The sequence below is a fragment of the Roseovarius sp. MBR-79 genome, assembly GCF_053628555.1.
The window spans coordinates 102,431-122,950 of record NZ_JBRJGP010000008.1 but is presented as its reverse complement, the minus strand read 5'-3'; the positions used below and the strand labels follow the sequence as shown (position 1 = coordinate 122,950).

Annotated in this window: 19 protein-coding genes; 15 read left to right on the top strand and 4 right to left on the bottom strand. The window is 65.8% G+C overall.

Annotated elements, in window-relative coordinates:
• The first annotated feature begins 102 nt into the window (after positions 1 to 102).
• The 5 genes from ACSSV8_RS10200 to groL all read left to right on the top strand — a co-directional run bounded on the left by ACSSV8_RS10200 (position 103) and on the right by groL (position 6,376).
• Positions 103 to 1,143, top strand: a complete 1,041-nt coding sequence (locus tag ACSSV8_RS10200) for a calcium-binding protein (RefSeq protein WP_454282368.1) — start codon at positions 103 to 105, stop codon at positions 1,141 to 1,143.
• Positions 1,144 to 1,281: 138 nt separating this feature from the next.
• Complete coding sequence (rpsO, locus tag ACSSV8_RS10195) at positions 1,282 to 1,551, top strand: 30S ribosomal protein S15 (RefSeq protein WP_354538684.1); 270 nt, start codon at positions 1,282 to 1,284, stop codon at positions 1,549 to 1,551.
• A gap of 347 nt (positions 1,552 to 1,898) precedes the next feature.
• Complete coding sequence (gene pnp, locus ACSSV8_RS10190; RefSeq protein WP_454282367.1) at positions 1,899 to 4,031, top strand: polyribonucleotide nucleotidyltransferase; 2,133 nt, start codon at positions 1,899 to 1,901, stop codon at positions 4,029 to 4,031.
• A gap of 336 nt (positions 4,032 to 4,367) precedes the next feature.
• Positions 4,368 to 4,679 carry a co-chaperone GroES gene (groES, locus tag ACSSV8_RS10185; protein ID WP_454282366.1) on the top strand — a complete coding sequence of 104 codons (312 nt, stop codon included), beginning with the start codon at positions 4,368 to 4,370 and terminating at the stop codon, positions 4,677 to 4,679.
• 56 nt (positions 4,680 to 4,735) lie between these two features.
• On the top strand, positions 4,736 to 6,376 hold the full coding sequence (gene groL / locus ACSSV8_RS10180; protein ID WP_454282365.1) for a chaperonin GroEL: 1,641 nt from the start codon (positions 4,736 to 4,738) through the stop codon (positions 6,374 to 6,376).
• Between the two features lie 112 nt (positions 6,377 to 6,488).
• Here the strand turns inward: groL and ACSSV8_RS10175 are convergent, their stop codons facing one another.
• A complete protein-coding gene (locus tag ACSSV8_RS10175; protein WP_454282364.1) occupies positions 6,489 to 7,340 on the bottom strand; it encodes an SDR family oxidoreductase in 852 nt (283 codons plus the stop codon).
• 120 nt (positions 7,341 to 7,460) lie between these two features.
• Here ACSSV8_RS10175 and ACSSV8_RS10170 point away from each other — a divergent pair, with 120 nt between their 5' ends.
• Positions 7,461 to 7,943, top strand: coding sequence for a transglycosylase SLT domain-containing protein (locus ACSSV8_RS10170; RefSeq protein WP_454282363.1), 483 nt, complete (start codon positions 7,461 to 7,463; stop codon positions 7,941 to 7,943).
• 6 nt (positions 7,944 to 7,949) lie between these two features.
• On the opposite strand, the gene ACSSV8_RS10165 is transcribed toward ACSSV8_RS10170, so the two are convergent.
• On the bottom strand, positions 7,950 to 9,191 hold the full coding sequence (locus tag ACSSV8_RS10165) for an NAD(P)/FAD-dependent oxidoreductase (RefSeq protein ID WP_454282362.1): 1,242 nt from the start codon (positions 9,189 to 9,191) through the stop codon (positions 7,950 to 7,952).
• A 189-nt stretch (positions 9,192 to 9,380) separates the two neighbouring features.
• A complete protein-coding gene (locus ACSSV8_RS10160; RefSeq protein ID WP_454282361.1) occupies positions 9,381 to 10,634 on the bottom strand; it encodes a DNA polymerase IV in 1,254 nt (417 codons plus the stop codon).
• Between the two features lie 89 nt (positions 10,635 to 10,723).
• On the opposite strand from ACSSV8_RS10160, the gene ybgC reads away from it, so the two are divergent.
• Positions 10,724 to 11,101, top strand: coding sequence for a tol-pal system-associated acyl-CoA thioesterase (ybgC, locus tag ACSSV8_RS10155; RefSeq protein WP_354538677.1), 378 nt, complete (start codon positions 10,724 to 10,726; stop codon positions 11,099 to 11,101).
• On the opposite strand, the gene ACSSV8_RS10150 is transcribed toward ybgC, so the two are convergent.
• Positions 11,084 to 11,818 (bottom strand): redoxin domain-containing protein, encoded by a 735-nt coding sequence (locus ACSSV8_RS10150; RefSeq protein WP_354538676.1) that lies wholly within the window; start codon positions 11,816 to 11,818, stop codon positions 11,084 to 11,086. The genes ybgC and ACSSV8_RS10150 overlap by 18 nt on opposite strands.
• Before the next feature lie 323 nt (positions 11,819 to 12,141).
• On the opposite strand from ACSSV8_RS10150, the gene tolQ reads away from it, so the two are divergent.
• The 8 genes from tolQ to ftsH all read left to right on the top strand — a co-directional run bounded on the left by tolQ (position 12,142) and on the right by ftsH (position 20,476).
• Positions 12,142 to 12,837, top strand: coding sequence for a protein TolQ (gene tolQ, locus ACSSV8_RS10145; protein ID WP_354538675.1), 696 nt, complete (start codon positions 12,142 to 12,144; stop codon positions 12,835 to 12,837).
• A 3-nt stretch (positions 12,838 to 12,840) separates the two neighbouring features.
• Positions 12,841 to 13,314, top strand: a complete 474-nt coding sequence (gene tolR, locus ACSSV8_RS10140) for a protein TolR (RefSeq protein ID WP_354538674.1) — start codon at positions 12,841 to 12,843, stop codon at positions 13,312 to 13,314.
• Positions 13,315 to 13,327: 13 nt separating this feature from the next.
• Entirely contained in the window at positions 13,328 to 14,479 is a 1,152-nt protein-coding gene (locus ACSSV8_RS10135) for an energy transducer TonB (protein ID WP_454282360.1), read from the top strand.
• On the top strand, positions 14,476 to 15,801 hold the full coding sequence (gene tolB / locus ACSSV8_RS10130) for a Tol-Pal system beta propeller repeat protein TolB (RefSeq protein WP_454282359.1): 1,326 nt from the start codon (positions 14,476 to 14,478) through the stop codon (positions 15,799 to 15,801). Before ACSSV8_RS10135 ends, tolB begins: the two co-directional genes overlap by 4 nt.
• Positions 15,802 to 15,875: 74 nt before the next feature.
• Entirely contained in the window at positions 15,876 to 16,388 is a 513-nt protein-coding gene (gene pal / locus ACSSV8_RS10125) for a peptidoglycan-associated lipoprotein Pal (protein ID WP_354538671.1), read from the top strand.
• Between the two features lie 9 nt (positions 16,389 to 16,397).
• Positions 16,398 to 17,234, top strand: a complete 837-nt coding sequence (ybgF, locus tag ACSSV8_RS10120) for a tol-pal system protein YbgF (protein WP_454282357.1) — start codon at positions 16,398 to 16,400, stop codon at positions 17,232 to 17,234.
• On the top strand, positions 17,231 to 18,475 hold the full coding sequence (gene tilS, locus ACSSV8_RS10115; RefSeq protein ID WP_454282356.1) for a tRNA lysidine(34) synthetase TilS: 1,245 nt from the start codon (positions 17,231 to 17,233) through the stop codon (positions 18,473 to 18,475). The genes ybgF and tilS overlap by 4 nt, the downstream gene beginning before the upstream one ends.
• A gap of 78 nt (positions 18,476 to 18,553) precedes the next feature.
• On the top strand, positions 18,554 to 20,476 hold the full coding sequence (gene ftsH / locus ACSSV8_RS10110) for an ATP-dependent zinc metalloprotease FtsH (protein ID WP_354538668.1): 1,923 nt from the start codon (positions 18,554 to 18,556) through the stop codon (positions 20,474 to 20,476).
• Positions 20,477 to 20,520: the final 44 nt, after the last annotated feature.

Here is a 20,520-nt window from a genome sequence, read left to right as displayed (position 1 = left end):
GCCCTGCGCGACGCACCGACGCGTTAACTGAAAATTCCGGTTGTCGTTGCCGATGTGCGAATACTCGTGGCACTGTGGCTTGGTCGTTTGCAAGGTGATGCCATGTTGCTGTTCGCCAGTCTTCTGGGTCTGGTGGCCGTTTCGGCCACGGCCTTTGTCGGTTTCGGCGATGAGATCGGCGAGGAGGAACCGGGCGACCCGCAGCCTCGGGACAGTGTCGCGGACGATGTCGCCGGGCCTGATCTTCTCGACGTGATTGCGGGCATTGGCGACACGGCCGGCGAGGACGGGAATGACGATGGGCCCTTGCCCGGACTAGGTTCCGTCATTGTCGAAGGCGGTGCGTCGGGCGACGCAATCACCGGCAGCGATGCCCCGGACATGATCTTCGGGCGCGATGGCGATGACACGATCGGGGCGGGCGCGGGTGCCGATGAGGTGCGCGGCGGTGCGGGCGATGACGTGATCCGGGGCGGCGAGGGGTCGGATACGCTGCACGGCGATGACGGCGGCGACAGGCTTGACGGGGACGCAGGGGAAGACCGGCTGCTTGGCCATAACGGCGATGACGTGATCCTGGGCGGCGCAGGCGGTGACAGCCTCGTGGGGGGCGCGGGCGATGATACGCTTCGTGGTGGCGACGGGGATGATGCGCTGCATGGCGCGCTTGACGATGACTGGCTGCATGGCGGGATGGGGGCGGACACGCTCTTTGGCGGGCATGGCAACGACACCGTGATCGGCATCGTTGACGATCCCGGGACCGCGCGGTTCGACGATATCGACGATGCGCGCGATTTTCTCAATGGCGGCGGCGGCGATGACGTGATCCTTGTCGGGCGGGGCGACATCGTCACAACCGGCAGCGGCGCGGATACGGTCCTGCTCGGCGATTGGCTGACGGCGGACCATCAGGCGGAGATCCTCGATTTCTCCGCCTCCGATGACATGCTGATGGTGTTCTATGACGAAACCGGGCCCGAGCCGGATATCTCTCTTGAACCCGATGCGGACAATCCCGCCGATCAACGCCTCCTGCTCGACGGGGTGGAGATCGCGCGCATCGCCGATGCGGCCGGCGTGACGCTCGCGCATGTCGCGTTGGTGCCGCAAGCGGAGTTGATGACAATCGCGCGGCTGTGAGAGCCGATTCCCGCTTTTCATTCCGGCGCAACTCTCCTATATGCGTCTATCCTTCGGGTTTTGACCCGTCGCGACCCGGACCTTGCTGGACGACATCCCGGCTTGTGCCCGCCACATTTTTGATAAAAGGAGATCCCGATGTCGATCACTGTCGAAGAAAAGGCCCGCGTCATCAAGGAATTCGCGACCAAGGAGGGCGACACCGGCTCTCCCGAGGTTCAGGTTGCGATTCTCACCTCGCGGATCACCACGCTCACCGAGCATTTCAAGACCCACAAGAAGGACAACCACGGCCGCCGTGGCCTTCTGATGATGGTTGCGCAGCGCCGCAAGCTGCTTGATTACCTGAAGCGCAAGGAAGAGGCACGCTATACCGACCTTATCAAGCGTCTCGGCATCCGCCGCTGAGCGCAGAGCCCGTCACCGCGACGGAAAGGGGCCTTTGCGGCCCCTTTTGTCTTTGGACGAACCGCCGCGGACATCACAAGCCATCCGCAATTTCATCGGATCGCATCGGCGCATGACCGGCTGAATTTTCGCCCGTCCGGCGCTTGCGCCGCTGCTTGCGGCGGCCGTCGGTCCCGCATTGTCCGCTCTTTCCAAAACGCCAAAAAACATGTATGCGGCCCCCACATCTGAGACGTGACGCCCTGGCCCCGGCGCATGGTATGGTTGAAAGGGGTCGGCGGCAATGGGGCCGCCATGGAAACGGAGGACCCGGGATACGCCCGGGAGAGCCTCCAAGAGGATACATGATGTTCAACGAAACGAAGAAGACGATGCAGTGGGGCGAAGAGACGCTCACGCTGGAAACCGGCAAGATCGCCCGTCAGGCCGACGGCTCCGTGATCGCCACGCTTGGCGAGACCTCGGTCATGGCCAACGTGACCTTTGCCAAGGAACCGAAGCCGGGATTGGATTTCTTTCCGCTGACGGTCCATTACCAAGAGAAATACTATGCGGCGGGCAAGGTGCCCGGCGGCTTTTTCAAGCGCGAGGCGCGTCCTTCCGAAAAGGAAACGCTGACCGCGCGGCTGATTGACCGACCGATTCGCCCGCTTTTCGTGCCCGGCTTCAAGCATGAAACGCTGGTGATGTGCACCGTGCTGAGCCACGATCTGGTCAATGACCCGGATATGGTGGCGATGATCGCGACTTCCGCCGCGCTGACCATTTCGGGCGCGCCGTTCCGGGGGCCGATTGGTGCCTGCCGCGTGGGCTTTGTGGATGGGGAATATATCCTCAACCCCGAGATCGACGACATGCACGATCTGCGCAACAACCCCGAGCAGCGGCTCGATCTGGTGGTTGCGGCGACGCGCGACGCGGTGATGATGGTCGAATCCGAGGCCTATGAGCTTACGGAAGACGAAATGCTGGGTGCCGTGACCTTTGCGCATGAGCAGATCAAGCCGGTCTGCGACCTGATCATCGAATTTGCCGAGGAATGCGCGAAAGAGCCGTTCGACTTTACCCCGCCGGATTATTCCGCGCTTTACGCTGCCGTGAAGGCCGCCGGGGAAGAGCAGATGCGCGCCGCTTTCGCCATCCGCGACAAGCAGGAGCGCACCCATGCGATTTCCGCAGCCAAGGAAGCGATCAAGGCGCAACTGAGCGAGGAACAGCTTGAGGATGCCAACCTTGGGGCCGCGCTGAAAAAGCTCGAATCGACCGTGCTGCGCGGCGATGTCGTCAAGAACGGCAACCGCATCGACGGCCGCCGTCTGGATGAGATCCGTGACATCGTGTGCGAAACCGGCCTTCTGCCGCGCACCCATGGTTCGGCTCTGTTCACCCGTGGCGAGACGCAGGCGCTGGTCGTCACTACGCTCGGCACAGGCGATGACGAGCAGTTCGTCGATGCGCTGCACGGGAATTTCAAGTCGAACTTCCTGCTGCATTACAACTTCCCCCCCTATTCGGTGGGCGAAGCGGGGCGCGTCGGCCCTCCGGGTCGCCGCGAGATCGGCCATGGCAAGCTTGCCTGGCGCGCGCTTCAGGCGGTGCTGCCGCCCGCGACCGATTTCCCGTATACCATCCGTCTGGTGTCCGAGATCACGGAATCGAACGGCTCTTCGTCGATGGCCTCTGTTTGCGGCGGGTCGCTTGCGATGATGGATGCGGGCGTGCCGCTCAAGACCTCGGTCGCGGGTGTGGCCATGGGCCTCGTGCTCGAAGACGACGGATCGTTCGCGATCCTGTCGGATATTCTTGGCGACGAGGATCACCTCGGCGACATGGATTTCAAGGTGGCGGGCACGGCGGAGGGCATCACGTCCTTGCAAATGGATATCAAGGTTGCGGGCATCACGCCCGAGATCATGAAGCAGGCCCTGGCGCAGGCGCGCGAGGGCCGGATGCATATCCTGGGCGAGATGAGCAAGGCGTTGACGGGGGCCAATGATTTCTCGGTCCACGCGCCGCGGATCGAGACCATGCAGATCCCCACCGACAAGATCCGCGAAGTGATCGGCTCGGGCGGCAAGGTGATCCGCGAGATCGTCGAGCTCTCGGGTGCCAAGGTCGACATCAACGACGAGGGCATCATCAAGATCGCCTCGCCCAATGGCGAGTCGATCAAGAAAGCCTATGACATGATCTGGTCCATCGTGGCGGAGCCCGAAGAGGGTGGCGTCTACAAGGGCACGGTCGTCAAGATCGTCGATTTCGGTGCCTTCGTGAACTTCTTCGGCAAGCGCGACGGGCTGGTGCATGTCAGCCAGATCGAGAACCGCCGCCTGAACCATCCCTCGGATGTGCTCAAGGAAGGTCAGGAAGTCTGGGTCAAGCTTCTGGGCTTTGACGATCGTGGCAAGGTCCGCCTGTCGATGAAGGTCGTCGATCAGGCGACCGGCGAAGAGGTCAAGGCGGAAGAAGCGGCAGACTGAGCCGCCTTTTCTCAGCATGAGGAAAAGCGCGTCGCAGTCCTTGCGGCGCGCTTTTTTCTTGTCGCGTGCGGTTCCGGCGCAGGGACGTTGTCCGCCTGTTGGCCTTATCTTGTGTGGCACCATGGCGCCATTTTGGCTTTGATCAGGTCATGCCCGGTTCGACCAACGATGTGACAACCGCGCTGCGGCCAGGGCGCGGTCAATTTTTACCGAAATGGGGTGTTGACAGGGAACGAGCCACTCCTTACCTGTCCCTCGTTAGCACTCAGCAAGAGAGAGTGCTAATGGCCCTGAGGGGCCATGAAAATAGAAACTTTGAGCCAAGGAGCCTCGAAGATGGCATTCAAACCGCTGCATGATCGCGTCCTCGTCCGTCGCGTTGAGAGCGAAGAAAAGACCAAGGGCGGTCTGATCATCCCCGACACCGCCAAGGAAAAGCCCAGCCAGGGTCTGGTCGTTGCCGTGGGCGAAGGCGCACGCAAGGACAATGGCGAGTTGATCCCCATGGCCGTAGCGGCCGGTGACACCATCCTCTTCGGCAAATGGTCCGGCACCGAGGTGACGGTCGATGGTGAAGAGCTGCTGATCATGAAGGAAAGCGACATCCTCGGGATCATCGGGGACGATGCGGCTGCCAAGGCGGCCTGAGCCGTCCAGCCGTTTCCCATTCGCAAGTCGAGACAAGTTATCAGGAGAGTCTGAACATGGCTGCTAAAGACGTCCGTTTCAACAACGACGCCCGCTCGCGCATGCTGCGCGGTGTCAACATTCTGGCCGATGCCGTCAAGGTGACGCTCGGCCCCAAGGGCCGCAACGTGGTGCTGGAAAAGAGCTTCGGCTCGCCGCGCATCACCAAGGACGGTGTGAGCGTCGCCAAGGAAATCGAACTGGAAGACAAGTTCGAGAACATGGGCGCGCAGATGGTGAAAGAAGTCGCCTCGCGCACCAATGACGAGGCCGGCGACGGCACCACCACCGCGACCGTTCTGGCGCAGGCCATCGTGAAAGAGGGCCTCAAGGCCGTCACCGCCGGCATGAACCCGATGGACCTCAAGCGCGGGATCGATCTGGCCACCACCAAGGTCGTCGAGCACATCAAGGCCGCGGCCCGCAAGGTCGAGAACTCCGACGAAGTGGCGCAGGTCGGCACCATTTCCGCCAATGGCGAGGCAGAGATCGGCCGTTTCATCGCCGATGCGATGCAGCGGGTCGGCAACGAGGGTGTGATCACCGTCGAAGAGAACAAGGGTCTGGCGACCGAAGTTGAGGTCGTCGAGGGGATGCAGTTCGACCGCGGCTACCTCAGCCCCTATTTCGTCACCAATGCCGACAAGATGGTGGCCGATCTCGATGACGTGCTGATCCTGCTGCACGAGAAGAAACTGTCGAGCCTTCAGCCGATGGTCCCGCTTCTTGAGTCGGTGATCCAGTCGCAAAAGCCGCTTCTGATCATCGCCGAGGACGTGGAAGGCGAGGCGCTTGCCACACTCGTTGTCAACAAGCTGCGCGGCGGTCTGAAGATCGCGGCCGTGAAGGCACCGGGCTTTGGTGATCGCCGCAAGGCCATGCTTCAGGATCTCGCCATCCTGACCGGTGGGCAGGTGATTTCCGAGGATCTTGGCATGAAGCTTGAGAATGTCACCATCGACATGCTCGGCCGCGCCAAGAAGGTTTCGATCACCAAGGACGAGACCACCATCGTCGATGGGTCGGGCGACAAGGCAGAGATCGAGGCCCGCGTGGCGCAGATCCGTCAGCAGATCGAGGACACCACCTCGGATTATGACCGCGAGAAGCTTCAGGAGCGCGTGGCCAAGCTTGCCGGTGGTGTTGCGGTGATCCGCGTCGGCGGCATGACCGAAACCGAAGTGAAGGAGCGCAAGGACCGCGTCGATGACGCGCTCAACGCGACCCGCGCGGCCGTGCAGGAAGGTGTCGTTGTCGGCGGTGGTGTGGCCCTTGTGCAGGGTGCCAAGGCACTGGCCGGTCTGACCGGGGCCAACCCGGACCAGAACCGCGGAATCGAGATCGTGCGCCTCGCGCTCGAGGCACCCTTGCGCCAGATCGCCGAGAATGCCGGTGTCGACGGCTCGGTTGTCGCGGGCAAGGTGCGCGAGAGCACCGATCCGAAGTTCGGCTACAACGCCCAGACCGAAGAATATGGCGACATGTTCAAGTTCGGCGTGATCGACCCGGCGAAGGTTGTGCGCACCGCGCTTGAGGATGCGTCCTCGATTGCCGGTCTGCTCATCACCACCGAGGCGATGATCGCCGACAAGCCGCAGAAAGAGAACGCCGGCGGCGGCGGGATGCCCGACATGGGCGGCATGGGCGGCATGATGTAAGCCAGCCCTTGCAGGCAAACGGGAAAGGGTCGCGCGCGTCGCGGCCCTTTTTCATTGGCGCGCGCCCCTGTGAGGGGGATCGTGAGTATTTTTGGAACGATGAAACGCGCGGTCAATCGCCTTCGGCCAGAAGCGCGGCGAGACCGCTGCGGTAGTCGGGATGGCGCAGGGTGACGCCCAGTTCTTCCTTCAGGAGGCGGTTCGAGACGCGTTTCGATTCGGCGTAGAAGCTGCGGGCCATGGGCGAGAGGTCGGCCTTGTCATAGGGCACCGCCTCGGGCACGGGCAGGGCAAGGAGATGCGCGGCATGGGCGATCACGTCTTCGGGCGGAGCCGGGTCGTCATCGCAGAGATTGTAGACCGCACCGGGCCGGGGCTGCGCGATGGAGGCGGCGAGCGCCTGCGCGATGTCCTCCACATGGATGCGGCTGAACACCTGCCCCGGCTTGACGATGCGGCGCGCGGTTCCCTGCCGCACCTTCTCGAACGGGCCGCGACCGGGGCCGTAGATGCCCGCGAGCCGGAAGATATGGAGCGGCAGGCCAGGGATGGATCGCCAGTCGGTTTCCGCCGCAACGCGCAACCGGCCGCGTTTGGTGGCGGGGGTGAGGGGCGTTTCCTCATCCACCCATCCGCCCTGATGATCGCCATAGACGCCGGTGGTCGAGAGATAGCCCGCCCAGTCGAGGCCGGGGGCGAGCGCCGCGATTTCGGCGCGGTAGCGCCCCAGCACCGGGTCGCCCGCCTCCGAGGGGCCAGCCGAGCCAAGCAGATGGGTGGCGGCGGCAAAGGCGGCGGAGAGGTCGTCGCCCCAGAGGACCGGCTCGATGCCGGTTCCGGCAAGCTGCGCGACCTTTGCAGGGTCGCGCGTGGTGCCGATGATGCGCCAGCCTTGAGGCAAGAGCAGCCGCGCCAGCGCCTGCGCCGAATAGCCGTGCCCGAAGGAGAGAAGCACTTTGGTCATGCGTTCTTTGTGGCCGGGCAGACGGGGTTTGGCAAGCTTCCGCCTGTGCATGAAAGGCGAGGTGGACGACGCGCGCGCGGACGGGCATGGTTTGCGCGACCCGTTCACATGCGAGGTGTCATGTCCCGTCTCAGTCGCCGCGCCGCCCTTGCCCTCTGTCTTGCCGCTGCCGCCTGTGCGCAAGCGCCCGAGGTGAGCCGCGCCGCGCCGCCCGATCTGTTCGACCCGCCGCTCCATCCCAACGAGACGCCGGAATTGCGGCGCCTCATCAACCACTATGCCGATCACTACGAGGTGCCGCGCGCTCTTGTGCATCGGCTGGCGATCCGTGAGAGCACGCATAGGCCCGAGGCGCGCAACGGGCCCTATTATGGCCTGTTGCAGATCCTGCCGCAGACCGCGCGCACCATGGGCCATAGCGGCCCGCCCTCGGAACTGCTCGATGCCGAAACGAACCTGAAATACGGCGTGAAATACCTGCGCGGCGCGTGGCTGGTGGCCGGGGGCGATCCGGATGCGGCGATCATGTGGTATGCGCGCGGCTATTATTACGAGGCCAAGCGCAAGGGGCTGCTGGTCGAGACCGGGTTGCGCGCCGCCTGAGGGCGCTTAGAACCGGTTGGCGTCATAGGGCGCGAGGTCGAGATTGGGGCGGCGGTCGCTGAGCAGGTCGGCGATGAGGCGGCCGGTCCTGGGTCCGGCGGTCAGCCCGATATGCTGATGACCGAAGCCTGCATAGACGCCGGTTGCGCCGATCTCGCCGATCAGCGGAAGGCTGTCGGGGGTGGAGGGGCGAAAGCCCATCCATTCCTCGGCCCCCTCAAAGCGCAGATCGGGAAAGACGCGGCCGATCTCGCGCCGGATCATGGCGAAGGGGGCGCGCGAGGGGGGGGCCGTTATCCCGCCAAGCTCGACCGTTCCGGCGCAGCGCAGCCCGTGGGCCATGGGCGTCACGCCGAATTTGCCGCGGGCCATCATCAACGGCTGGCGCGGCATCTGTGACGGTTCCGCGAGGTGAAGATGATAGCCCCGCTCGGCCTCGAGCGGGACCTTGAGGCCCAGCTTGCGCATCAGCGGTTTCGACCAGATCCCCGCCGTCAGCACCGCCGCATCGCAGCGCATCGGCCCCTGATCCGTCTCGACCCCGGTGACGCGGCCATCGGTGAGCGTGATGTCGCGCACCTCGGCGCGGCGATACGCGCCGCCCTCGGCCTGCAATACCGCTGCGAGATCGGCCATATAGGCCCCGGGGTTGAGCACATGCCCCTGTGCGCGCAGGATCGCGAGGCAGCGGATCGCAGGGCCAAGCATCGGTTCGGCCTCCTGCACGGCATCGCCTTCGATCACCTCGGGGGTGAACCCGGCCTCGCGCTTGAACCGCCAGCCATAGGCGTCGGCCTCGAACGCGGCGCGGTTGTCATAGGCGTAGGCCAGATCGCTGGTGGCGAGCCATTTTTCGGCCTGGGTGCCGCGCGTCAGCGCGCGGTGCTGATCGACGCTGTCGGTGAGGATGGGGACAAGCCCCTCGATCATGCGCGCCGTATCGCGCGGGTTGGCGTTGCGTGCGAACTGCCAGAGCCAGGGCGCAAGGCGCGGCAGGTCGCGCCAGCGCAGCCAGAGCGGCGCGTCGGGATCGCTCAGGTATTTGAGCGCGGTTTTCAGCAGGCCCGGCGTGTTGACCGGCACGATGGCCCATTGCGCCAGGAGCCCAGCATTGCCGAAGGACGCGCCCGCGCCGGGGTGTTCCCGGTCGAGAAGCGTCACGCGATGGCCTGCGCGGGTGAGCCAGATCGCAGCCGAGAGGCCGCAGATACCGGCCCCGATGACGATGACGGTGCGGGAAGGAGACATGCGCGCGGGCCTCATGGGTTGGAGCGCCACCAAGGAAGCGCAGCGCGGGCGCGGGCGCAAGCCCCGATATGGGATTGCCGCGCGCTTAGAGCGTGTCGCGTTCATTCGCATTCACGCGACGCGCTCTAACTTATTGATTTCGCATGTTCGAGAAGCTCAAAACCGGTTCCCACTTTTGAGCATCGTGCTCTAGCGCAGGGCGCGGCCCTTGAGGATCGCATCCGGGCCGAAGCGGGCGCGGATGCGGTCGGTCGCGCGCTCGGCCTCGGCGCGGCGGGGCGCGTCGGGATCAAGCAGGTCGCCCGCGCGGTCGGCCCCGGCCTCTGGCAGGAGGTCCGATAGCCCGACCCCGAGGAGCCGCCACGCCACGCCCCGAGGGGTCTGGTCCATCAGGGCGCGAGCCGAGCGGTAGAGCGTATCGGCCAGCTGCGTCGGCTCGCGCAGCGACTGACGGCGGGTAAGCAGCCCGTGATCCGCGCGTTTGAGCTTGAGCGTGATCACGCGGCCGGCAAGGCCGCGCGCCTTGGCGCGGTCTGCCACCTTTTCCGAGAGCCGCCACAGGTGCCCGTCGAGCAGATCCGCGTCGGAAATATCCTCGGCAAAGGTGGTCTCGTTGGAGATCGACTTGACCGGCGCATCGGCTGAGACCCGACGGTAATCCTGCCCGCGTGCAAGGTGCCAGAGCCGCTCACCCATCGCGCCGAAGCGCGCCACGAGATCCATGCGGTCCCAGCGCAGCAGATCGGCAAAGCTGCGGATGCCCGCGCCATGGAGTGCCGCCAGCGTCGATTGGCCGACGCCCCAGATCAGGCTCACCGGACGGTCGCGCAGGAAATCGGCGGTCTCGGCCTGCCCGATGACGGAAAACCCGTGCGGCTTGTCGAGATCCGAGGCGATCTTGGCGAGAAACTTGTTGTGGCTGAGACCGATGGAGCCGGTGAGGCCAAGCTCTGACCGCATCCGCCGCACCAGACCTGCCAGCATCACCGCAGGTGGCGCGCCGTGGAGCCGCGCCGTGCCCGAGAGGTCAAGGAACGCCTCGTCGAGCGAGAGCGGTTCCACGGCAGGGGTGAGATCCAGCATCATCGCGCGGATGGCGCGGGAGGCTTCGGCATAGACGGCCATGCGCGGACGGATCACCTCGGCCTCGGGGCAGAGCCGCAGCGCCTGAAACATCGGCATGGCCGAGCGCACGCCCCGGATACGCGCGATATAGCACGCGGTCGAGACCACGCCGCGCCGCCCGCCGCCGATGATCACCGGGCGCGTGGCAAGCGCCGGATTGTCGCGCTTCTCGACGCTGGCATAGAACGCGTCGCAATCCATGTGTGCAATGGAGAGGTTCCAAAGTTCGGGATGCGCGACGATGCGCGGGCTGCCGCAGGCGGGGCAGCGCGGCGCGCGCTCGAACGGGTGAAGGCAATCGCGGCAGAGGCTTGGCATGACGCGTTCAGTCTACACCGTCGGGCACCGCCTTGGCAGTCCCTTCGTGACGGTCTAGCTTCGGTCTTGCTTCCCGAGACAGGTGCGCCATGACCCATCGTTTCCCCGTTCGCGTCTATTACGAGGATACCGACATGGGCGGTATCGTCTATCACGCCAATTTCCTGAAATACATCGAGCGCGCCCGAAGCGCCTGGGTCCGCGATCTGGGGATGGACCAGAACGCGATGCGCGCGGGCGGCACGGTTTTCGTCGTGCGCCGGGTGGAGGCGGATTACATGGCTCCCGCGCATTTCGACGATGCGCTTGAGGTGGTGACCGAAACCGCCTCGGTCAGCGCGGCGCGTCTGGTGATGGAACAGGTTGTGATGCGCGGGACCACCGCGCTTTTCCGCGGCATGGTCACGGTTGTCTGCGTCGGGCCAAACGGCGCGCCGGTGCGGCTTCCCTCAGTGCTGCGGCCCTGAGCGCCCGCTTTTGTTTTCGACCACCCGCAGATACGGGGTCAGGGTCTGCGACTGCGCACCGAATTGCCGGATGACCTCGCTTTCCGGGCGCGTGTCGGGGATGATGACGAGATCGCCCTGATCCCAGTCGGCAGGCGTCGCCACGCGGGTCGCGTCATGCAGTTGCAGCGCGCGGGTCGTGCGCAGCACCTCCTCGATATTGCGGCCGATGAAGATCGGATACTCAAAGATCAGCCGGATGTGCAGCGCAGGGTCGATGAGAAAGCTCTTGCGGATCGGCCACTCGCCCGATTCCCGGGCGTGCATCATGCCAAAGAGCCGCGACAGCCGGTTCCCCGGATCGGTAGCGCACGGAAAATCCACCGTCAGGCCGAAGAGCCGCCGGATGTCGTCATGCCAGGCATGTTGCTCGTCGATACTGGACCCCGAAAGCGCCAGATTCTTCAGATCGAGCGCCCGGCATTCCCCTCTGCAATCGGCGAGGGAGGCCATTTCCGTGGTGCAGACCGGGGTCAAGGCCGCGGGATGGCTGAAGAGATGCACCCAACTGCCCTCGGCCCATTCCCAGAAGCGGAGCGGACCTTGTGTCGTGGTGACGGAGAAATCGGGGAATGTATCGCCGATCTGCGGCAACCACCGCACGGTTTGGCGCAGGGAACCGGGTAATCTAAGGAACTCGTTATCCGGTCCTCGCGGGGTAAAGAACTGGATACTCATTGGGCGTGTCTCCCGATATTTCATGTCAAAATGATAGACTCACGTCATGGTTGCTGATGTGCGCTTTTGATCGCCTTCTTACCCAAGGCTCAAATTGTGACGAAAGTCGGGCGCGCGGCGCGTCGTCGCTGCAACGCCGTCGTTGCAAATCGGGAAAAGCGCTGCCTCGCGTGGACCCGCAGGCGAATATCCGCCTCCCTCAGACGCTATCTTTGCCATTCTGCGGCCCGTGCGCCGATCCTCATGGCTTTCCCTCTGGAAATCGGCTAATTTGACCTTTGATAAGGTCGGAAAACGGCCATGAGAGGCTTGAAGGCAGGCAAATGGAAGCAGAAACCCTGGCATTGGCGCAGGAGATGGATTTCTCCATGTGGGCGCTCTTCGCGCGCGCCACGCTTATCGTGAAACTGGTAATGTTGATTCTGGTGCTGGCCTCGTTCTGGTCCTGGTCGATCATCATCCAGAAACTCATCACCTATCGCCGCGGGCGCACCGAAGCCGAGATATTCGACCGCCGATTCTGGTCGGGAGAGCCTTTGGACGGGCTCTACGACGAGATCGGGCCGGAACCGGCCGGACAGTCCGAGCGGATTTTCGCGGCCGGAATGACCGAGTGGCGGCGCAGCCATCGAAATGACGGAGAGTTGATCGCCGGTGCCACGGCGCGGATCGACCGCTCGATGGATGTGGCCATCGCCAAGGAGGCGGACGCGCTGCAAAGCGGGTTGCAGGTATTGGCGACCGTGGGCTCCACCGCGCCCTTCATCGGGCTTTTCGGCACGGTCTGGGGCATCATGCATGCCTTTGTCGAGATCGCGGCGCAGCAGAATACCAGCCTTGTGGTGGTGGCCCCCGGCATCGCCGAGGCGCTTCTGGCCACAGCGCTTGGCCTTCTGGCGGCGATTCCGGCGGTGATCTTCTACAACAAGCTGAGCGCCGACAGCGACCGGCTCGTGGCGGGTTACGAGGCCTTTGCCGATGAGTTCGCCACCATCCTCAGCCGCCAGTTGGACGGCTAGGCCATGGGCGCGGGTGTCATCCAGAAATCGGGCGGCGGCGGGCGGCGCAGACGGGGGCAAGGCCGGTCGCGGCCCATGTCCGAAATCAACGTCACGCCGTTTGTCGATGTGATGCTGGTTCTCCTGATCATTTTCATGGTGGCGGCCCCCCTTCTGGTGGTGGGCGTGCCGGTGGAGTTGCCGAAAACCGCCGCCAGCGCCCTGCCGGGAGAACAGGAAGAGCCGCTTTCGGTCACGGTAAGTGCAGACGGGCGGGTGGCAATCCAGACCACGGACGTGCCGCGCGAGGAACTTGTGGCGCGGCTGCGTGCCATCGCCGCCGAGCGCGAGGGCACGCGCGTCTTCCTGCGCGCCGACGGGGCCGCGCCCTACAGCGTGGTGATGGAGGTGATGGGCGCGCTCAATCGCGGTGGCTTTGCCAATATCGGCCTGGTCACGGAAACGGGCGGTCCGGCGCTTGACGGTCGGGGCGGCTAGGGGCGCGGACGGCGTGAACACCGGGCAGATCATATCGGGGGCGGGCCATCTGGCAGTGATCGGATGGGCCCTCTTCGGGGGTGCGTTCCGCTCCGATCCGCCGCCTTTCGAGGTGGTGGAGGCGATGGCCATTTCCGCTGAGGATTATGCCGCGATTCTGGCCGCGTCGAGCGCGCCCGAGGCGGTTGCCAACGTCAACACCCCCGAGCCGCCCGCGCCGGGGGAAAATGCGCCCGCGCTTGCCTCCGGGGCCGACAGCGCACCCGCGCAAAGCCAGCCTGCGGCCAATGCCGCGCCGCCACCCGATCCGGTCCCGACGCCGCCCGAACCCGTGCCCGCCCCAGCGGAGGTGACCGATACCGCGCCCGAGGTCGCGCCGCCCGCCGAGGATGTGGCGGCGCTGGTGCCGCAGGTCTCGCCGCGCCCGCAACCGCGCCCCGCACCGCGCGTGGCACCCGAGCCGGTGGCCCCGTCCGAGCCGGATGTGCGGGTCGATGATGTGGCGCGCCCCGAGGTCGCCCCCGATGCCGGTGCCGTGGTGGAAGAAGCCCCGCAGGAGGCGACCGCGCCCGAGGAGGCCGCGACCGAGATCGTGACCGAGGCCGAGCGCCCGCGTGATCCGGCCCCGACCGCATCGCCACGCCCGCGCGCGCGGCCCGCCCCGCGCCCTGCGCCCGCTCCCGAGGCCGCCCCGACCGAGGCCGCCCCGACCGAGACCGCCGCGCGGCCCGAGACTCCTCAGGAGACGCAAGCGCCGCCCGCCACCGACCGCGGTGCCGTCAGCGATGCGCTGGCCGCCGCCCTGGGACAGGGAACGCCGACGCCCGAGCGCCCCGCAGGCCCGCCGCTCACCGCCGGCGAAAAGGACGCGCTGCGGGTGGCCGTGCAACGCTGCTGGAACGTGGGCAGCCTCAGTTCCGAGGCGCTCGCCACCACCGTGGTCGTCACCGTGCGGATGTTCGAGACCTCGAAACCCGACACGTCGAGTATCCGCATGCTGAGCCATTCCGGCGGCTCCGCCGAGGCGGCAAGACAGGCCTATGAGGCCGCGCGCCGCGCGATCATCCGATGCGGCAATGACGGCTTTGACCTGCCGCCCGAGAAATTCGGGCAATGGCGTGATATAGAAATGACATTCAACCCGGAGAGAATGAGGATCAAATGATGCGCTCACTCCTGACCCTGATTGCCGCCCTGACGCTCTGGGGTCTTCCCGCCATGGCCCAGCAAGGCGGACCCCTCCGGCTCGAGATCACCGAAGGCGTGATCGAGCCGATGCCCGTGGCCGTGCCCGACTTCGTGGCCGACACGCCTGCCGCGCAGGAATTTGCCCGCAACATCGCCCGCGTGATTGCCGCCGACCTGACCGGCACTGGCCTCTTCCGCGAGATCCCCGCCGATGCCCATATCAGCCGGATCACGAGCTTCGAAAGCCCGGTGCAATTCGCCGACTGGCGGGCGATCAACGCGCAGGTGATGGTCACGGGCGCGGTCAATGTGGACGGGGCGGGGCGCGTGGTGGTGCGGTTCCGCATCTACGACGTGTTCGCGGGGCAGGAACTGGGGCAGGGTCAGCAACTTGTCGGGCAGCGCGACGGCTGGCGGCGCATCGCGCACAAGGTGGCCGATCAGGTCTATGCGCGCATCACCGGCGAAGGCGGCTATTTCGACAGCCGCGTGGTCTTTGTCTCGGAAAGCGGTCCCAAGAACCAGCGCGCCAAGCGGCTGGCGATCATGGATTACGACGGCGCGAACCTGCAGTTCCTGACCGATGCCGCGTCGCTCGTGCTGGCGCCACGCTTCTCGCCCACGGGCGACCGGGTGCTCTATACCAGTTACGAGACGGGATTCCCGCGCATCTATGTGCTCGACGTGGCAAGCGTGGGTCGGCGGGCGCTGCCGACGCTGGAGGGGACGATGGCCTTTGCGCCGCGCTTTGCGCCGGACGGGCGCACCGTTCTCTATTCCCTGACGCAGGGCGGCAATACCGATCTTTACTCCATGGATATCGGTTCGGGCGCAAGCACGCGGCTGACCACCGCGCCCTCGATCGAGACCGCCCCGAGCTATAGCCCGGATGGCCGCCAGATCGTGTTTGAGAGCGACCGTTCGGGCACGCCGCAGCTCTATATCATGAGTGCAAGCGGGGGCGAGGCCCGGCGGATCAGTTTCGGCGAGGGCCGTTATGGGACGCCGGTCTGGTCGCCGCGCGGCGATCTTGTCGCCTTTACCAAGCAATCCAAAGGCCGGTTCCATATCGGCGTGATGCGCCTCGATGGCAGCGAGGAACGGCTTCTGACCGCGTCGTTTCTCGACGAGGGGCCGACCTGGGCCCCGAACGGCCGCGTCGTCATGTTCACCCGCGAGACGCAGGGTGCGCAGGGCGAGGCGCGGCTGTATTCGGTGGACATCTCCGGGCGCAACCTGCGCCAGGTGACCACACAGGGCGGCGCGAGCGATCCGTCCTGGGGGCCGTTGCAGAACTGAGGCAGACTCGAGCAGGACTGACAGGGCGCGCGCCCTGTGCTAGAACACAACCAATCAAGAGAAACGGGGCTGACATGACCTATCTGAGCAAGACAATCATCCTGGTGGCGGGGCTCGCGCTTGCGGGCTGCACCAATCCCGACCGGTTCGCGGATCAGAACACGGTCGATCTCAATAATGGCGCGGGCGCGGGGCTGGCCGGATCGGCCTCTGACCCGACCTCGCCCGCCTATTTCCAGCAAGCGATCGGCGACCGGGTGCTCTTCGCGGTGGATCAGTCCACGCTGTCGCGAGAGGCGCAGGCGACGCTTGACGGACAGGCGCAGTGGCTGATGACCAACCGCGATTTCACCGCCGTGATCGAGGGCCATGCCGACGAACAGGGCACACGTGAATACAACCTCGCGCTTGGCGCGCGGCGCGCCAACGCGGTGCAGGAATACCTCGTAAGCCGGGGCGTGGCGGGCAACCGCCTCCGGGTGGTGAGCTTTGGCAAGGAGCGCCCCATCGAGATTTGCAGCGACGAGTCCTGCTATGCCAAGAACCGCCGTGCGGTCACGGTTCTGGCCGCCGGCCTGGGCAGTTAAGGGGCGATGATGCGCGCGTTTCTGGGACCGCTTCTCGCGCTGATGCTCGTCGCCCCGCATGGGGCCGCCGCGCAGGCCACCGAGACCCTCGCCGATATCCGGCAGGAACTGGCCGTGCTCTTCGTCGAGTTGCAGAAACTCAAGCGAGAGCTGAGCACGACAGGCGGCGCGGGGCAGCTTTCGGGCGGCGGCTCGCCGCTTGACCGCTTGAACGCGATCGAATCCGAGGTGCAGCGGCTCACGTCGAAAACCGAGCAGTTGGAGTTTCGCATCGACCGCGTGGTGAGCGACGGCACCAACCGGGTGGGCGATCTGGAGTTCCGGCTCTGCGAACTGGAGCCGGGCTGCGATATCGGCACGCTGGAGCCGGGCAGCACGCTGGGCGGCGTGATCCCGCAGGCGGGCGGCGGGGCCGCGATACCCGCGCCCACGCCCGCGCCTGTCCCCGGCGGCCCGCAGCTTGCCGTGGGCGAGCGCGACGATTTCGAGCGCGCGCAAGCCGCCTTTGACGCGGGCGATCACGCGGGCGCGGCCGAGCAGCTTGAGGCCTTTCTTGTCACCTATCCCGGCAGCCCGCTGAGCGGTCAGGCGGGTCTCTTGCGCGGGCGCGCGCTTGAGGCTTCGGGTCAACAGAGCGCCGCCGCGCGCGCCTATCTCGACACGTTCAGTGCTGCCCCCGACGGGCCGGAGGCGGCGGACGCGCTCTATAACCTGGGTCGCGCGCTTGGCGTTCTGGGACAGACCGACGAGGCCTGCGTCACGCTGGGGCAGGTCGCGCCGCGCTATCCCGGTGCTGCGGCGGTGGCCGGGGCACAGGCGGAAATGGCCCGGCTCGGCTGTTCGTGAGCGATACCGGACCGGCGCGCGGGGCGGTGGCGGATCACTTCGCCCCTGCCCCGCCGCGCGTTCTGGGCGTTGCCGTCTCTGGCGGCAGCGATTCGCTGGCACTGCTGCACCTTCTGAATGACTGGCGCGCCACGGGGGGTCCTTTGCTCCGGGTGGCGACAGTGGATCACCGTTTGCGCGCAGAGGCCGCTGCGGAGGCCGCCGGGGTGGCGCGGCTTTGCGCGGGGCTGGGCGTGGCGCATGACACGCTGCACTGGACCGACCAGGAGGCGGGCGGCAATCTGCCTGACCGCGCGCGGCGCGCGCGCTATCGCCTGCTGGCCGATTGGGCGCGGGTCCACGGCATCGCGGATGTGGCGATCGGGCACACCCGCGACGACCTGGCCGAAACCTTCCTGATGCGCCTGGCGCGGGGATCGGGCCTTGACGGGCTTTCGGCGATGCGGGCCCGGTGGCAGGCGGACGGCGTGACCTTTCACCGGCCCATGCTCGCGCTCGGGCGCGAGCATCTCAGAGAGCACCTGCGCGCGCGTGGCGTGGCGTGGATCGACGACCCGACCAATGCCGACCCGGATTACGAGCGGACGCGCGCACGGGCGGTGTTGGCCACGTTGACCACGCTGGACCTGAGCGCGGACACGCTGGCGGGGACGGCCGAGCGTCTGGCCGAGGCGCGCGCGGCGCTGGCTCATCATGCAGGGCAGGCCGCAGGGGCGCTCGCCACGGTGCAGGCGGGCGATCTGCTGCTGGCGCGGGACGGGTTCGGCTCCCTGCCCGACGAGACCGCGCGTCGGCTGTTGCTGGCGGGGTTGCGCTGGAGCACCGGTGACGGCTACCCGCCGCGCGGCACGGCGATGACGGATTTGCTGCGCGCCGCGCGCGCAGGGCAAAGGATGACCCTGCAAGGGTGCGTGCTCAGCGCGGACAGGGCGCATCTCCGCCTGGGCCGGGAATTGAGCGCCGTGGCCGGATGTCGCGCCCCGGCAACCGAGGTCTGGGACGGGCGCTGGCGCGCCACGGGCGACGGTGCGGCAGAGATTGCCGCACTCGGCCCCGAGGGCCTTGCCGCCTGCCCCGACTGGCGCGCGGGCGGCTTGCCGCATGCAAGCGCGCTGGCCGCGCCGGGCCTCTGGCGGGGGGATACGCTCATCGCCGCGCCGCTCCATGGTTGGGCAAATGGCTGGCAGCTTTCGCTTGTCCGTCCGCTCGCGGCCTATCTCGACAGCGTAATCTCTCATTGAACCCGGTCGAGGGATGTCTATTTAACTAGTCAAGCCCTCATGCTATGGGCATTCAGACCGACAATTGGGAGATTTCTCTTGGGCAACGCGCGCAACATCGCCTTCTGGCTGATCCTGTTCCTGCTGATCATGGCCCTTTTCAACCTGTTCAGCGGATCGGGCAACACGCTGCAGAGCCGGTCAGTGCCCTATTCCGAATTCGTTGCCGCCGTGGACAGCGGTGCGGTAAGCCAGGTCACGCTCGATGGCGAAACGGTGCGCTATCGCGGCAATGACGGCAACGATTACAGCACCATCCGCCCCGAGGATGCCGAGATCACGCAGCGCCTGATCGAGCGGGGCATTCCCGTGAAGGCCGAGAGCCAGCAGCAATCGGGCTTTCAGTCCTTCCTTCTGTCTCTCCTGCCCTTCCTTCTGCTGATCGGCGTCTGGATCTATTTCATGAACCGGATGCAGGGCGGCGGCAAAGGCGGGGCCATGGGCTTTGGCAAATCCAAGGCCAAGATGCTGACCGAAAAGCATGGCCGCGTGACATTCGACGATGTGGCCGGGATCGACGAGGCCAAGGAAGAGCTTGAGGAAATCGTCGAATTCCTGCGCAACCCGCAGAAATTTTCGCGTCTGGGCGGCAAGATCCCGAAGGGGGCACTTCTGGTGGGGCCTCCGGGCACCGGTAAAACCCTGTTGGCGCGCGCCATCGCGGGTGAGGCGGGTGTGCCCTTCTTCACTATTTCCGGCTCGGATTTCGTCGAGATGTTCGTGGGCGTGGGTGCCTCGCGCGTGCGCGACATGTTCGAGCAGGCCAAGAAGAACGCGCCCTGCATCGTCTTCATCGACGAGATCGACGCCGTCGGTCGCCACCGGGGTGCCGGCTATGGCGGCGGCAATGACGAGCGCGAGCAGACGCTGAACCAGCTTTTGGTGGAAATGGACGGGTTCGAGGCCAATGAGGGCGTGATCATCATCGCCGCCACCAACCGCAAGGACGTGCTCGACCCGGCGCTGTTGCGCCCCGGTCGCTTTGACCGGCAGGTGACGGTGCCCAATCCCGACATCAAGGGACGCGAGAAGATCCTTGGTGTGCACGCGCGCAAGACGCCGCTTGGTCCTGATGTGGACCTGCGCCTCATCGCGCGCGGCACGCCGGGCTTCTCGGGCGCGGATCTGGCGAACCTTGTCAACGAGGCGGCGCTCATGGCCGCGCGGATCGGGCGGCGTTTCGTCACGATGGTCGATTTCGAGAACGCCAAGGACAAGGTGATGATGGGGGCCGAGCGCCGCTCGATGGTGCTGACCGACGACCAGAAGGAAAAGACCGCCTATCACGAGGCCGGTCATGCGGTGGTCGGTCTTGCCCTGCCGAAATGCGATCCGGTCTACAAGGCCACGATCATTCCGCGCGGCGGCGCGCTTGGCATGGTCGTGAGCCTGCCCGAGATTGACCGGCTCAACTGGCACAAGGCGGAATGCGAGGAAAAGCTGACCATGACCATGGCCGGCAAGGCCGCCGAGGTGATGAAATACGGCGAGGAGAACGTCTCGAACGGGCCTGCGGGCGACATCCAGCAGGCCAGCGGGCTGGCGCGTGCGATGGTGATGCGCTGGGGCATGTCCGACAAGGTCGGCAATGTCGATTACCAGCAGGCGCATGAGGGCTATATGGGCAACGGCGCGGGCGGATTCTCGATCTCGGCCCATACCAAGGAATTGATCGAGGACGAGGTGCGCCGCCTCATCGACGAGGCCTATCAGAACGCCCGTGCCATCCTCGAGGAGCGGCAAGAGGAATGGGAACGTCTGGCACAGGGCCTCCTGGAATACGAGACGCTGACCGGCGAGGAAATCAAGCGCGTGATGCGGGGCGACCCACCCATGGCGGATGACGATGACGGTGGCACCCCCGAGGTGGTCAAACCCTCGCTCGCCGCGATCCCGAAGACCAAGCCCAAATCCTCGCGCGGTGCAGGCGACGGCGGGCTGGAGCCTGAGCCCTCGACGTGAGTCCGGCATCCGCAAAATCCGACTGGAACCCCAAAGCCTATGCG